This window comes from Desulfovibrio sp. OH1186_COT-070, assembly GCF_003860215.1.
Classification (GTDB): domain Bacteria; phylum Desulfobacterota; class Desulfovibrionia; order Desulfovibrionales; family Desulfovibrionaceae; genus Desulfovibrio.
The window spans coordinates 28354-43800 of sequence record NZ_RQYH01000011.1 but is presented as its reverse complement, the minus strand read 5'-3'; the positions used below and the strand labels follow the sequence as shown (position 1 = coordinate 43800).

The 15447-nt window shown below is 61.2% G+C and carries 7 protein-coding genes; 2 read left to right on the top strand and 5 right to left on the bottom strand.

Annotated features, from left to right (window positions below; translation table 11 throughout):
- The first annotated feature begins 73 nt into the window (after positions 1-73).
- Positions 74-1405, top strand: coding sequence for an aminomethyl-transferring glycine dehydrogenase subunit GcvPA (gcvPA, locus tag EII23_RS05615; protein ID WP_124792409.1), 1332 nt, complete (start codon positions 74-76; stop codon positions 1403-1405).
- Positions 1402-2850 carry an aminomethyl-transferring glycine dehydrogenase subunit GcvPB gene (gene gcvPB, locus EII23_RS05610; RefSeq protein ID WP_124792408.1) on the top strand — a complete coding sequence of 483 codons (1449 nt, stop codon included), beginning with the start codon at positions 1402-1404 and terminating at the stop codon, positions 2848-2850. The genes gcvPA and gcvPB overlap by 4 nt, the downstream gene beginning before the upstream one ends.
- 87 nt (positions 2851-2937) lie before the next feature.
- Here the strand turns inward: gcvPB and EII23_RS05605 are convergent, their stop codons facing one another.
- The 5 genes from EII23_RS05605 to EII23_RS05585 all read right to left on the bottom strand — a co-directional run bounded on the left by EII23_RS05605 (position 2938) and on the right by EII23_RS05585 (position 15399).
- A complete protein-coding gene (locus EII23_RS05605; RefSeq protein WP_124792407.1) occupies positions 2938-3858 on the bottom strand; it encodes a DUF2333 family protein in 921 nt (306 codons plus the stop codon).
- A gap of 198 nt (positions 3859-4056) precedes the next feature.
- Positions 4057-5697 (bottom strand): bifunctional UDP-sugar hydrolase/5'-nucleotidase, encoded by a 1641-nt coding sequence (locus tag EII23_RS05600; RefSeq protein ID WP_260424615.1) that lies wholly within the window; start codon positions 5695-5697, stop codon positions 4057-4059.
- Positions 5698-5784: 87 nt separating this feature from the next.
- Positions 5785-7134 carry a leucine-rich repeat domain-containing protein gene (locus tag EII23_RS05595; RefSeq protein WP_124792406.1) on the bottom strand — a complete coding sequence of 450 codons (1350 nt, stop codon included), beginning with the start codon at positions 7132-7134 and terminating at the stop codon, positions 5785-5787.
- 147 nt (positions 7135-7281) lie between these two features.
- The gene (gene pbpC / locus EII23_RS05590) at positions 7282-9579 is read right to left on the bottom strand and encodes a penicillin-binding protein 1C (protein WP_124792405.1); all 2298 of its coding nucleotides are present in this window, start codon (positions 9577-9579) and stop codon (positions 7282-7284) included.
- Between the two features lie 78 nt (positions 9580-9657).
- Complete coding sequence (locus EII23_RS05585) at positions 9658-15399, bottom strand: alpha-2-macroglobulin (RefSeq protein ID WP_124792404.1); 5742 nt, start codon at positions 15397-15399, stop codon at positions 9658-9660.
- Positions 15400-15447 lie beyond the last annotated feature (48 nt).

The following is a 15447-nucleotide window of genomic DNA, read 5'->3' as shown; positions in this document are numbered from 1 at the left end:
TTGTTCCGGCATCCGCACGACCAAGGGGCGGCAGAGCCGCCAGCTGTATTCCGCCTGAAGGTGAGGAGTCCCCATGCCATACATTCCCCACACGCCTGATGAATTGCGCGAGATGCTCTCTGTTCTGGGCATGAGCAGCCTGGATGAGCTTTTCGCGGACATTCCGCAAACCATGCGGCCCCAAAGTTTCCATCTGCCCGAAGGGCAGAGCGAGGCGGCTGTCTGCGGGTATTTTGAAAGTCTGGCCGCCAGAAACGATGTGAACCTCATTTCCTTTCTGGGCGCGGGTTACTACGCCCACGACATTCCCAAGGCTGTGGACGCCATCGCCGGACGCAGCGAATTTTATACGGCCTACACGCCCTATCAGGCCGAATGTTCGCAAGGCACGCTACAGGCGGTCTTTGAATTCCAGACGGCGGTTTGCCGCCTTCTGGAGATGGACTGCGCCAATGCCTCCGTTTATGACGGCGGCTCTGCCCTGTTTGAAGCTGCCATGATGGCCGTGCGCGCCACAAAAAGGCGCACCCTGGTGGTGGACGAAGCTGTGAACCCGTTCTGGCGGGTCATGCTGGCCACCTACGTGGCGGACCTGGATGTGGAAGTGAAAACCGTGCGCCAGAAAGACGGCGTGAGCAATGTGGCGGCCCTGATGGACGCCATTGACGGCTCCTGCGCGGCGGTTCTGGTGCAGAATCCCAATTTCTTCGGAGTCGTGGCCGACTATTCCTCCCTTTTTGCCAAAGCGCGGGAGAACAAGGTTTTCGGCGTCATTTCCGTCTATCCGGTCATGCAGTCCGTGCTCAAGACTCCGGGGGAAATGGGGGCTGACATTGCGGTGGCCGAGGGGCAGAGCCTGGGCCTGCCCCTCCAGTTCGGCGGACCGTATCTGGGGCTTATGGCCTGCCGCAAAGAACACATACGGCAGTTTCCCGGACGCATTGTGGGGCGCACGGTCGACGTGGACGGCAAGACCGGCTATGTGCTGACCCTCCAGGCGCGCGAGCAGCACATCCGCCGCGCAAAGGCTACCTCCAATATCTGCTCCAATCAGGCTCTCTGCGCCCTGCGGGCGCTTGTACACATGTGCCTGCTGGGGCCGTCCGGGCTGACACGCCGGGCAGAAAGCAACATGGCCCTTGCCCGTTATGCCGTGGAGAGGCTGACCGCCCTCAAGGGCGTGGAATTGCTGAACGATGCGCCTTTCGGCTCGGAAGTGTGCCTTCGCCTGCCCATGCCCGCTACAGATCTGGTGGATGCTCTGGCTGATCACGGCTGCATACCCGGATATCCGCTGGGAAGGTACTATCCCGGCATGGAGAACGCGCTCTTGCTGTCCTGCACCGAACAAAACAGCCGCAGCCAGATCGGTATGCTGGCAGAAATGGTGGGAGGCCTGCTGTGAAAACAATTTTTGCCAAATCCGTACCCGGCCGCCGCGCCTCTTGCCTGTCGGGCGATGCGCCTGCGGCTGCCGCCATGCTGCCGGACGAACTTTTGCGAAAAAATCCGCCGCGTCTGCCCGAATGCTCGGAACTGGACGTGGTACGCCACTTCACGCAGCTTTCCCGGCGCAACTTCAGCGTTGACGCCAATTTTTATCCCCTCGGTTCCTGCACCATGAAGTACAACCCCAAGTTCACGGAGTATGTGGCGGGCCTGCCGGGTTTTGCCCGCCTGCATCCTCTTCTGGCCCAGACAGGGCGGGGGGCTGCTCGCGTTCAGGGGGCCTTGCAGTGTCTGTATGAAGCCGAGATACTGTTCTGCGAGCTTACGGGCATGAAGGCGTTTACCTTTCAGCCCATGGCGGGGGCCAACGGCGAGTTTGCCGGTGTCAAACTCATGGCTGCCTACCACAAGGCCAAGGGCCGCAAACGCGGGAAGATGCTCATTCCCGATGCAGCGCACGGCACCAACCCCGCCTCGGCGGTTCTGGCCGGTTTCGAGACCATAAATCTGGAATCGCGTGACGGCATGGTCGATCCCGAGGCGCTGTCACGGGTCATTGCCGAGCACGGCGACGATGTGGCCGGGCTGATGATGACATGCCCCAATACCTTGGGGCTCATGGAAATCCATTTGCCGCGCATTGTGGACGAACTGCGCAAAATCGACGCCCTTCTGTACTATGACGGGGCCAACATGAATGCCATCATGGGCAAAATGCGCGTTGGCGATGTGGGTTTTGACGTGGTGCACCTCAATGTGCACAAGACCCTGGCCACTCCCCACGGGGGCGGCGGGCCGGGTGCGGGACCAGTGGGGGTCGGCGAACGGCTTTTGCCTTTCCTCCCGGCGCCGCGCGTACTCCGGCGGCAGGACGGAAGCTTCTGTCTGGACTACAATATCCCCCAATCCGTAGGCTATATCGCGCCGTTCTATGGCAGTTTCGGCGTGGTGCTCAAGGCTTTGGCCTATATTCTGCGCCTGGGCGGGCCGGGCCTGACACGCGTTTCGGAGTATGCGGCGCTCAACGCCAATTACCTCAAAAAGAAGCTGGAAGGTGTGCTGGACATTCCTTTTCAGGAGCGTCTCTGCGCCCACGAATTTGTGGCTTCGGCCCCCAAGGGCCTGCGCGCCCTTGATCTGGCCAAGGCTCTGCTGGAGCGCGGAATCCATGCGCCCACGGTCTATTTTCCGCTCATTGTGCACGAATGCCTGATGGCTGAACCCACGGAAACCGAAAGCAAAGATACGCTGGATACCTATGTGGAGGCTCTGCGGGACATCGTGCGCCAGGGGTTGGCAGACCCCTCCTCTCTGGCACAGGCTCCCGTTGGCCTGCCAGTGCGCCGTCTCGACGAAACCGCTGCGGCGCGCAACATGGCCCTGACAGAAGATATGGGTTGAGTTTTGCAAACAAATGCAGTACCCCCGCACCCGGCTGTATGCCGGGTGCGGGGGTACTGCATTTGTTTGCGCCTCTCGTCCGGCGGATCACATGCGGATGCTGTCGCGGATATCCTCAAGGCGGGCCTTGGCAAAAAGCAGATAGGAGAGAACCAGCTCGCCGGAATTGAGAGTCGGCGTGATGAACAGCGGGTCATAGGTGCAGATGCGGTCCATATGGGCGAGGGCGGCGGCCATGTTTTCCTCGTTGTTTCTGGCGCGGATTTCCGGATACAACCGGTAGAGCGTGTGGATGAAGTCGCGCAGCACCAGCACCATGCCTTGGACCTCATAAATTCTGTTGTCCAGGGTGCTGGAGGAAAGGTCCTGGGCGTTTTCCAGCAGGCCCTGGGCATAGCCCAGCACGTTCTCGCCCGTGACCGTGACAAAGGAAGCATGGATGTCGTCGGTGCGGCAGTTGAAAACGCCCGTGCCCTTGTCCAGAGACGTTTTGTAATCTTCCAGCAGTTGCAGGCCTTTTTTGTAGGAGCCTTCCGCCGAGGGGAAAAGGAAACTGCGCGGATCAATGGCAAAATTGTTGATGCGCGCCTTGTACAGGAACTCGCTCTCCCTGCCGCTGGAGCCGAGCTTGGCGATTTGGGAAGCGTAGAGATCGAGCAGGACTCTGGTCATGTGGTACACGCCGTACTGGCGGTAGGCGCGGTTGTCCAGCACAAAACGGTTGAATACGATGTCGTTGAAGCTCCAGCCAAAAGTGGAATCCAGTTCCCGGCGCATCTGGGCGGAAATGGCGTCCAGCAGCACCTTGCCCTTTTCATGTTCCTGCAGGGCGTCCACATTGGCGGGCACGGCCGCCGCCTTGGGAAAGGTTGTTCTGTCCACCATGCCGTACAGGCGTTGCAGGCCCCAGACCGTCAGCAAAATGCCCACCAGCAGGCATGCCTGCACCAGAAGGGTTTTCAGCACCACCTGCAATTTCAGGATACGGGAAAGTTCGGGCAGTTTCATGGAACAATTCCTCCGGCAGAAATAATGGGGCTTTTTGATGAAACGTCAAGGCAGCCATGCCGCAAGACCGGAGCATTGCAGGCAGAAGCAAGCGTTTGTGGGGGAAAGCGGGCATTGCCACAGGGCAACAGGAGAGGGAAACAGAAAAAAAGCTGCGGTTCCCCTGCCCAAAAAGCAGGGGGAACCGCAGCCAAAAGGCTAGCGGAAGGTGATGCGTCCGGCTGTAGGCATGGGCAGGGGGGAGTGTTTTTTCACATAGGCTTCAAGCACCTCAACATCCGTAGGGTTGGAAAAGGAGATGGCTTCGCCCTGCGCCAGCACGCCATAGCCGTCTCCGCCGCGCGTCAGGTAGTTGGCAAGGATGGCGGTGTACGTCTTTGCCCTGTCAATGGGTTCGGCATTGCCTTTTTCGTCCAAGGTTTCTGCGCTGACAACGCGCTGTCCCGTCGGGCGGGAGGCATCCACCGTATAGCGCAGCCCTGCGGTCTGCAGGAGGCGCGGCCCTTTGCCGCCTTCTTCGGCCACACCGTGTTCCAGGGCCTGCAAAAGCTGTGCGCCGGTATAGCGGCGCAGTTCCATGATATTGCGGAAGGGGATGAGCGTCATCAGGTCGCTGCGGGTGATGTCGCCTGGAGCCAGGGCGCTGCGTATGGTGCCGCCGTTGGCGAGGGCCAATGTTGCGCCGAAAGGACGGGCATATTCCAGCAGGGCGTCCACAAAGAGCATGCCGCTCAGGCAGTCTCCCGCGCGGCAGGCGTCCATGCCGTCAGCGTATTGCAGATTGTGGGAGCCGATTTTCGTTTTTCTGAAACTTTCCAGCGAACCGGTGTAGCTGTTGATGATTTTTCTGATCACGGGATCGCCCGGATCTTCGGGCATGAGTTCCTTTGCTCCGCCGCTCCAGCGCAGGGGCACGCCTTCGCGGTCAAAAACCACGGTCAGGTCGCCCAGATACTGGGTGGCGTTTTTGGCCGTAACCACCAGCACGGGTTTGCCCGAGGGAGATTTTTCCACCAGAGGATAGGGGCCTTCCCTGGAGTCGGGACCGAGATAGCTGTGGGTGTGCCCGCCAATGATCACGTCCACGCCGTCCACGGTGCGGGCCAGCTCCCTGTCTGCGGGCAGGCCCAGATGGGTCAGGGCAACGATATGGCTCACGTTTCTTGCCTGCAATTCCTGCACAGCGCGGCGCAGGGCGGTTGCGGCGGCGTCAAAGGTTGTGTGCTCGCAGGCCGAGGCCAGATGCCGTACTTCATCGTTGGCCAGACCCACAATGCCCACGCTGGTTCCCCGTACCTGACGGATAATCCAGTTTTCGATGGTGCTGTTGCGCAGGGGGCAGCCCGGCTGTGGCTTGAGATTGGCCCCCACCACGGGGAAGGTGGTCTTTTCCAGAAATTTTTTCAACGCATCGCAGCCGTCGTCAAATTCGTGGTTGCCGAGGGTCATGGCATCGTAGGGCATGTGCGCGTTGACCGCGGCAATAACAGGCCATTTGTGCACGCTGTAGAAAAGCGTGCCCTGAAAAAAGTCCCCCGCGTCCAGAGCCAGCACGTTGTCACTCTGAGCCTTGCGCGCGCGGATGGCAGCGGCAATGCGGGCCATGCCGCCCCGGCACTGGCTGTCTTCAAAGCAGGGATTGCCGTACTTGTCGATACCGGCCAGATGCGAATGGGTATCGTTGGTGTGCAGCAACACCAACTCCATCCCCGCTCCGGCAACGGGAGGGGGGGGCACGGTTTTCTGTTTTTGGGAGCAGCCGAAGGGCAGAAGCAGAAGGGCCAGCAACAGGGGCACGGGCCAGAACTGCCTGACGAAAAGAGCGTGGCCTTGTTTCATGACGGTTCCTTGTTCCCTTGGTGGGTCTTGTCAGTGGCTGGAGCGCGGGCAGGCCTTTTCAGACCTGCCCGCGTGAAAACGCCGTTTCTAGCGTTGGGCAACTTTGACAGAAGGCGCAAAACCTGTCAGTTCCGCCTCGGCAAAAGCACCCTTGCTCACTTCCATGTTCTTCAGTTTGGGCAGCTTTTTCAGCGGGGCAAGACTGATCAGGCCGCTCACCTGAGTCATACGCACAGACTCCAGGCTCTGGCAGAGGGCAACAGGATCAAGAGTGGTCAGCGTGGTTTTCTGGATATTCAGGTTGACCAGTTTGGACAGTTTTTTCAAAAAGGCCAAGTCCAGAGCTGTTCTGCTCTTCTCTTCCCAGCCACTGATTTCCAGCTTTTCCAGATTGGTCAGATTCGCAAGCTCCTGGCTGCCGGAAACATTTTCCACGCTCCAGAGCTTCAGTCCCTTGAGTGTGGCGATTTTGCCCACAGGCGCAAGGTCAACAGGCTTTTTCATGCTCCAGATGAACAGCTTTTCCAGTTTTGTCTGGGCCAGGGGGCTGTAGTCTGCCACAGCTTCGGCGAACAGCCTGAACTCTTTGAGATTGGGCAGTTTTGCCAGCCAGGAGATGTCTTCAAGCTTGGTCAGGCCGCCTTCCAGAACAGAAACCTGCGTCAGCTCGCCCAGTGTGCTGTAGTCCGCGTCTTTGGTGGCGTAGTAGTCCAGCTTGCGCAGTTTGGGGCAGCCCGCCAGAGGAGCAAAGCTGCTCAGCTTGGCACCGTAAAAATCCAAGACTTCCAGGTCGGCCAGTTTGGTCAAGGGGGCAAGGTCGCTCAGGGTGGCGTACTTGAGATGCAGTTCTTTCAGGCCGGGCAGGGCAGTGACCAGTGGGGTCAGGTCCTTGGGCTCACCCCTGTCGAAATGCGCTCTGGTCAGGTTGGGCAGGGAGGGAATACCCTCGAAGGAAACAAGGTTTTTTCCGGCAGTAATGGTGATGGAGGTCAACTGGCTCATGCCGCTCATCCAGCTCAGATCCGGCCCCATGGCCTCTGCGGAGATGTCCAGAACCTTCATGCCGGTCAGTCCGCGCAGGGGCGAAAAGTCCTTGATCCTGCTGTTCCGGGTTCTGAACTGGCTCAGCTTCTTGAGGGAGGCCACAGGCGAAAGGTCGCTGTAGTCCTTGCCTTCCAGGTTGAGGGAGGCCATGTCGGGATACAGTTCGCAGAGTTTGGCCACGTCTGCATCCGTGGCATTTTTCAGGGTAAAACCCATCTGGCTTTTGTCACTGATCTTGCCTTCTTCTTCCTTGATGGCGCTGATGACTTCCGGCGTCAGGCCTTCGGTGATCTGTACGGTATTGCCGCTCCGCTTGGCGGAAGGGGCTGCCAAGGCCGGGGCGGCCAAAAGACCCGCGCAGAGAGTGAGCAAGAGAAGTTTTTTCCACTGCATGGCATACTCCTGTTTTTCGGTACGTTATCCGGCTTTCCGGAACACTGGGCATCGCAACATGGCAAGGGAATCCCCTGCACAAAAAGTGTAGGAAAATCCGCCTGAAACTGCAATCGTTGGCGGGGGAGTTTGCTTTTTTCAGCGGAATTACGGCGTTGCCCGGATTTTCAGGCGGCGTTGCGCGGAGCGCCCCGCATCGTCAACCACGCGCACCACGGCATCGCCGGGTCTGGCTGTCCAGAGCAGGGCCTGCCCCGGACGGCTGCTGCCCAGATAGCTTCCGTCCAGAAACCAGTACAGTTCCCGCACTCCCGCATCGGCATGGGCTACAAAAGCCAGGGGCTGGTTGCCCTCCGGACTCAGCCTGATGCGGTAGATCAGGCCCTCCTTGGGCTGGGCGATGGTCGGGGGCTGGCCCGAGCTTTGGCCTGCCTCAAGGCATTCTGGCCCGAAGGGGGGGGGAGGAGGCTTGCGGATGCCCGCCCGTGCAAACATCTGGGTCAGGTTGCTGGGCCAGAATTCCCATACGCGGATTTCCGTGCGGCCTTTGCGTTGTGTACAGGCCCGCAGTCCCGTCTGCGTGTCCACAAGGATGGTGCGGAAGACACCCGAATCCTTCAGCGGAGAAACGCCGGGGATATACCAGGTTTCCGTAGTATCCGGGCAGAGGGAGGTATCCAGGTCGCCGGTGGCCGCGCACACGGACACGCGTTGCAGGTTGAGGCCGGGCGCGGGCTGGCCCAAGGTATCTTTGAGGGCTTCGGCCGCAGCGATTTCCCGCGCCATGTCCACAAAAAGCGGGGCGGCCACCTGGCCTCCCACCAGCAGCGGGTTGGAACTGTTGTCGAAATTTCCTATCCAGAGCGCCAGCACATAGGGGCCGACAATGCCCACAGTCCAAGCGTCCCGGAAGCCGTTGGAGGTTCCGGTTTTGAAACGCAGGGGCAGAACAGCCCCGCCACGGGAACGCACACGGTGGTCTGTGCTGCCGTCCTCCAGCATGGAAAGGGTCACAAAGGCGGCTTCCGGAGAAAGCAGGGGGCGCGCTGTTTCCTCCCGCTCGCTGCCGAGCAGGCGCAGGGGCCGCCAGACGCCCTTGTTGGCCAGCATGGCGTAAAGGCCCGCCAGCTCCCGCATGTTCAGCTCCGCCCCGCCCAGTACCAGGCTGAGGCCATAATGCTCCTCGCCGGACAGAAATTCCACACCTGCCCGGCGCAAAAATTCGTACAGGCCGGGGTGCTTCAGGCGCGCTGCCAGGGTCAGGGCAGGCACATTGCGGCTGCTGCGCAGGGCTTCCGCTGCGGATACCGGGCCGCGAAAGCTGCCGTCAAAATTTTCCGGGTCATAGCCCGCAAAGCTGCGCGGCGTGTCCAATAACAGGGTGTGGGGATGGATGATGCCCTGGTCAAGGGCCAGGGCGTAAATCAGGGGTTTGAGGGTCGATCCGGGGGAGCGGCGCGCCCTTGTGCCGTCAATCTCCCCGCTGATGCGCGCATCATGAAAATCGGCGGAACCGGCCAGAGCACGGATTTCCATACTGGGCCAGTGAACCACCAAGGCTGCGGCGTTTTTCAGGCCGTAGGCGGTATTGCGGCTTGCAAAGGCGCGCAGGCCGCCCTCCACACGTTTTTGCAGCGTGGGCGACAGTGTGGTGCGCAGCACGCCTCCGTCCCTGTGCCGCTCAAGCAGTTCCGCGCAGATGTGCGGAGCTGCAAAGGGCAGATCCTGGGGGCCGTATATGCGCAAAGGGGCGTGCTCCGTCCTGCCGGACCAGGCCTGGTCAAGGCGTTTGACCGCAGCGGCAAAAGCAGGATTGTCCTGGGAAGGCCGCCGTTTGACAGGATTTTGCGGAACCAGCATCAGGGCGGCGCTCTCGGCCTGGGTCAGTTGGGCCGGAGTTTTGTGAAAATACACAAGGGCGGCCGCTCCCAGCCCCTCCACATTGCCACCGTAGGGCGCAAGGTTGAAATAGGCTTCAAGGATTTCGTCCTTGCTGAAATGCCATTCCAGTTGCAGGGCCAGCAGCATCTGGCGCAGCTTTGCGCCGGGTTTTCCGGTTTCCAGATTGTGGCTCAGGCGGACCACCTGCATGGTGATCGTCGACCCCCCCATGCGCCGCCCCCCGCCAAGCATGCTCAAGGCTGCCCGGAAAAGAGAGAAGGGGTTGACGCCGGGATGGGAGTAGAAGTGGCGGTCTTCATAGCGCAGCACCGCCTCCACGGCCGCGCGGGGAATGTCTGTCAGGCGCGTGTGGATGCGGTACTTCTGATCACGGGAAAGGCTGACGCGCAGGGGCGCGCCCGTATTGTCCAGAATCACGCCCGAAAAGCTCACCCCCTCCAGTGGCGCGCGGCAGGGCGCGAAAAACAGCCAAGCCAGCAGGGCGGCGAGCGGAATTGCCGCCCAAAGCCCTATGTGGCGGATTTTGGACCAGAGGATTTTCATGCGGTATCAATCGCCCCCTCTCCGGCGCGTGTTTTTTGTGCGCCGGAGAGGGGGCAAAACCAAGGCAAGAGGTTGGGGCTATTGCACGTCCATATGGCCGCCGCCCACCCGGCCGTTGACTTCAGGCGTGTACATGGCCTCCACCGAGGCAGTGGGCAGGATGAAGCGTCCCTTGGTAGCCGCCCGCACCCGATAGGTGAAGACGCGCTTTTCTTGTGCCAGTTCCACAAAGAAGATGCCTCTGTCTTCCCGCCGCTCGTAGCGGATCAGCCCGTCCATGTCTGACGGCGCATCTTTTTCCAGAATGGGCTCAAAGCCGCCCGGCAGAAGGTCCACAAGAACCACGTTGTCGATCTTGTCCGCCGAAGCCGCACGCGCGGTCAGTTCCACCGTGAGCACTTCGCCCAAGCGGGCTGAGGTTACAGGCTCCCCGCGCGAGTTCAGGTAGCGGCGTTGCAGTTCCATGCCGTTGGTCGCTTCTCCCAAGGGGGCGCGTTCAAAGCCTTCCGCGGTCACATGTGCCTGCCATTGCTGCTTGCCCGTTGCGGGTAGTTCCGCCCGGAAGCGCAGGCAGCCCGGAGCATCCAGTTGCAGCAGCGAACCCACAAGCTCGGCAGGAGCCGTGGCGGGCGTGAAGTCCTGCGCATATTCCTCGCAGGTCAGCTTGATGCCCGTGGGCACGGAACCCTCGCCAAGGGCCATGACCGTCAGCGCCCTGGCCGTGAAGCCCAGATCCACGGTGCTGGCTCTGGTATCAAAGGCGCGCTGCAAAAGATCCTGAGCCTGAATCTCCTTGGCGCGCTGCGGGAAATCGCGCTGGATAATGGTGGCGTGCAGGGCTCTGGCCATGCCAACGGAAAAGATCGCATCGCCCGTACCGGGATTGAAGTCCGAAGGGAAGCGTTTTTCCGCAGTCCGCGCGAGGCGCAGCAGCGCATAGCAGTCAGCCATGAGAACGGCCACAATATCTTTTTCCCAACCGGTGGTATTGTCCTTGTACCACTGTTCCAAGCGCTCCACCTGTTGGGTCATGATGCGCCCGTCGCGGAGCAGAAGCCATGCCCCGTACAGTTTGACGCGGCCGTCATAGAGGTCCGCGGGGGAGCGGCCAACGATATTTTCCAAGGTGTCCAGAACATTTCTGGTCAGCCCTTCGGGCACGGCCGCGCCGTTTTCCCGCAAGGTCAGCAGCAGGTCTGCGGCATAGGCTGTGACAAAGTCGGAACCTTCCCGTCCCGGCCAGGGGCTGACCCCTTCCCAGGCGGTGAAGTTGCGGCGTATGGCGGCAATGGCGTTGGCAATAGTCTGTCCGGCCAGCTTTTCCGCCTCTTCGGGGCTGCGGCCGGGAGTACGCAGAACCTGTTCGCGCAGAGCCGGTGAAGCGAGCAGAGCCGCATAGGGCAGGGCACGGCTGATAAGCTGCTCGGTGCAGCCGTAAGGATAGGCATCAAGCTTGGAGAAGACGGAGCGCAGCCCCAGCATGGGCACGCTGGAAACAGCGGCTCTGCCCACAGCTTCATAGGGGTAGATATCACGCCGCACGGGAATGTCCGTGGAGGCAGTAAGAGGAGTTTCGGTTTCGGTGCGTACGCGCGGGGCGGGGGGGCGTACCGACAGGCTCTGGGAGCGGGCCGTGCCTTTGCCGGACGCGCCCTCCAGAGATGCGGTAAAGCGCACCGAGGCTTCGCCCAGATGTTCCCTGGCCTTCAGGGTAAAGCGCACTACGGCTTCGCCGTTTTCGTCCACGGTAATGGTCTGCTCTTTTTTGCTGTTCACAAAGGCAAGGCCGGGGTCGCACTCCATGCGTACCTGCACCGAAGCGCCGGAACCACTGTTTTCCACCGTATTGGCTACAACCAGCGCACCGTCAAAGGTATCGCCGGGGGCAACGGCCAAAGGCAGCAGGGGCTTGAGCAGCAGGGTTCCCCGCACTTCGGAGAAAGCCTGTGCGCTGCCCGCCGCCGAAGCATCGGATGAAACGGCACTGCCCACGGCCATGATGCGTATCCGGCCGCTGGTATACTGGGGAACAGTAAAGGTGATTTCCGTACCGCTGGTATCAGCGGAGACAATTTCGCTCCAGAAGGCAAAGGGAGGTTCGCCCCTCCGCTTGAAGGGATTGAGAAAACGTCCGCCCGCGCCGCCCATGTCGCCGCCGAAACCGGGGATGCGCCCGCGCAAGCGCGCATGGTCGGGCATGAGCAGGTCAAAGGCATGGCGGGTGTCCACATCCAGCGCCCTGTCGGCCAGCAGATCGTGCAGGGGATCGGGCGTACGGAAGGCGGTCAGTTGCAGCACACCCTCGTCCACGGCAAAAACCTGGGCGCGCCCGGCTTGGCGTGCGGTCAGGCGCAGTGTGACCTTTTCGCCGGGCAGCACGCGGGCCGGCGCCTCGATTTTCAGGCCCATGTCGCGCCGGGCCACGCCCGCCGTGAAGGGAGCCACAGCATAGGCATAGGGCTTCATATATACGGTGTCTGATTGCAGGGAGCGCGAAAACGACACGTTGACGTAGCCGCGCCCTTCAAAATTCGCGGGAATCTTGATTTCCTGCACGCTGGAACCGGCCTCGGCCGTGAACCAGGCGTGGGCCAGCACATTTTCCCGTTCGATGGTGATGAGCCCTGTGCCCGCATACGGCGTGGAAAGGCGCATTTTGATGGTCTCTCCGGCTTCGTAGCGCTCTTTGTCCAGTTTGAGGCGCAGGTTGCCCTTGACCAGGGAGTCGGCAGAAAGGCTCTCCGGCTCCGCCAGACGGTTGCCCGCCACGCTGTAGGGGATGATGGCCAGAGGCGTGCCGTCGGATTTTTTGACCGTTACCAGATAGTCTCCCGCTTCGCCGGTGGGCAGCGTCCAGGAATAGCCTTCCGGACCGATGGCCGCCGACTGGCGCGAGATTTCCGTGTCCACAGGGGTGGCGTCGTAGCGGTATTCGCCCCGCGCATCGGTGACGAGGCTGTTGACGTAGCGCCTGGCCGACAAAACAATATCGGCATTTTGCAGGCTCACGGGCGCAAGGTCGTTGTTCACGGCCAGCAGGCGCAGGGATGCCTTGGCCCCCTGCGGGATGTAGTCCAGATTGTTGGCGGCGTCTTCGGGTTTGTAGCCCAAGGCTACGTCCAGCGGAGAGAAAAGGGCTTCCATCTGGCGGCCCACGGCGCGCCCGCCTTCAAGTTCAAAGCCCTGCACCTGAAATACGCCGCGGATGGTGCCCGGTTGGAGTTTGCCCAGAGGCAGGGAGAAGCGTGCCACACCCTTTTCATTGGTAAAGGCGGCGGGCATTTCTATGGATTGGGTTTCCCCCCCGTAGGGGGTAGCATCGTGGAAAGTGTAGTCTTCAAAACCCGGAAAACGCAGTTTGCCCGGAGAGGCGAGGAAGGTGGCTTCCACGCGGTGGCCGGAGGCCGGCTCTCCGTAGAGGTTGTCCAAGCGGGCCTGGGCAATGGCGGGACCGGCAGCCTGATCCGTACGTATCCAGCCTTTGGGAGCTTTAGGCTCAAAAGAGGCGTTCAGGGCCAGGGTGTCCGGCTGGAATTCCTCCACCCGTACTTCGGCGCTGCCGAGTACCGGGGAGCGTCCGGAGCCTGCCGATGGAGCGGCCAAGCGAATATCCAGGCGGTAGGTTCCCACTGCCGCATCGTCGGGTGTTTTCCAGTCAAAGGTGTTCAGGCCGTCTTGCGCCAGCTTGAAGGGGGTGCGCATGACTTCTGTGCCTGTGGGGCTGGTCAGCACGGCTTCAAGGGGCAGATCCGCAGGCAGGGGCTGCCAGTCAAAACGGCGCGCCACGCAGCCGAAGCGCAGGGTTTCGCCCGGCAGGTACAGCCCCCTCTGGCTGAAAACAGAGGCACTGAGGCCGTCGGCGGCGCTGTGGCGTCCGGCCACGGCAAAATCGCTGTAGTCCACGCGGCGGGCCGCATCGCTCAGCGACATCCAGGCCATGTCCTGCCCGCCGGAGGAAGACGCGCTGACCACCAGAGCCACGGGGCGTTTTTCGCGCACAAGGCCCTGGGTAGGGGGCAGATCGGCCCGCCCCTGATCGTTGGTGGTGGCGGTCAGCACCGGGAGGCCGTTGGCGCCCAACAGGCGCACCTGCGCTCCGCTCAGGGCCTTGCCCGTGCCCAAGCGCTGCGCAAAGACGGCGCGGGAACCGTCGGCGGCGGTCTTGATGGTCATGCCGATGTCGGTTACCAGCACCAGCCGCGATGTTTCGGCCACCTGCTTTTCGCCGTCAAATCCGGTCAGGGTGAGGCGCACCAGACCATGCCAGGAATTTTGCCCGCCCTGCAGCAGGGGAGCCATGTCAACAACAGGAAACGAAGCGCCTCCGGGCATGTTTTTGCTGCCGCCCTTCTGGACGTCCATACGGCCTTCAAGGGCATCGCTCATGCCGCTGAAGTTTACAACGCGTCTTTGCCCGCCGTACTCGTCCTCATCCTCATTTTCCTCCTGCTCTGGGGGGGTGAAGCCGGTTTCCTGGGCCAGCAGGGCCAGAAACGGCTCGCGGACGCGTTCGGCGCGCCAAGCAATGGAGGTCAGCCCCGTGGCATAAATATCCAGTTTTTTGTCACCGTTCAGGGCCAGCACGTTGCCGGGCTGCAAAAAGCGCAGTTCCGCCTCAAGCGGAGGAACCGTGAGAATGAAGCGGTTCAGTTTCTTCAGGGTCAGCCCGCTGGTGGAGGGCAACCCGGCCCGCATGGCCGTCAAAAGCCCTCGCCCGGCCTGAGCCGGAATTTGCAAAAGAATGCGGTCGGCAGGTTCGTCGGCCGGTTGCAGCAGCTGCGGGGTCAGTTTTTCGCCTTTTTCAATGTCCTTTGCGCTGACAGCGGGCATTTTTGACCAGTCGCAGTCCTGTCCGGCTCCGGGCGAAAGGGTGCGCGGCAACTGGATGACCTCAAGATAGCGCAGCACTTCCGAGGGCAACACCCGCAGCGTTGTTTTGACCTCAAGCTGGTACTTCTTGTCCAGATCGGCATCGTATCGGGGCTGCACAACAATACTGCTCACTTTCAGCAACTGCGATTTGCCGGTGACGCTGAAGGTGCCTTGTGTTTTTGTTTCCTTGTCTTTCTTGTTTTTTTGCACAATGCGCTTGCCGTCCTTTTCTTCAAAAGGCGGCATATTCTGGACGGTGAGCCTGGCGGCCGCATTGTCTTCGGCAAGGGCCGTGACCGGCGCGCTGACCACCATTTCGTCACGGCTCTCGTTCCAGACAAAGCGCGGCGCGCCCAAGGTCAGGCCGCTCTTGGCATCGGTGGGCGTCAGGGAAATGAGCTTTTCCACATCCGCAGGCGTGGCTGGCCAGATGAAAGACAGCGGTACGGAAATGGCGTGCGCTCCCTTGGGCGAAGGGTCGATCCAGAGAGTTTCCTTGCCGATTTTTGCGCCTTGGGGCTGCGTGGTGTAGGTGACGGTGCGCTTGACGAAGTCAAAACGTCCCGGCAGGGAGACTTTTTCCAGCGAGATGGTGTAGCGCGTGTCCGGAGCCAGGCGGTTTTCCGGGAAAAAGCGCATGGCGGATCCGTATTCCCAACGCCAGACGCCGGGAACCGCAGGGCTCATCTGCACGCCCTCCACCCGACGTCCGGGTTCGCCTGCGGGCGGGGCCGAGCACTGCGCGGACCAGTCCGCTCCGTACTGTTTTTTGCATTTTTCCTCGTCAAGGATGATCCTGACGGAAAAGCCGCTGCTACGCTCGGCATTGTCATGCTGGGGATTGCTGGTCACTATCGTGCGGTATGCCGGTCCGGCAAGGGCCAGCGGGGCGGACAAAAGGGCGAACAGGACAAAGAGAACGCCTATGCGTACTGGTTGCAGGGCCATTGTGTTCTTCCTGTAATGTTTGTGTTTATGTCAGGGCCGCGCCTGCCT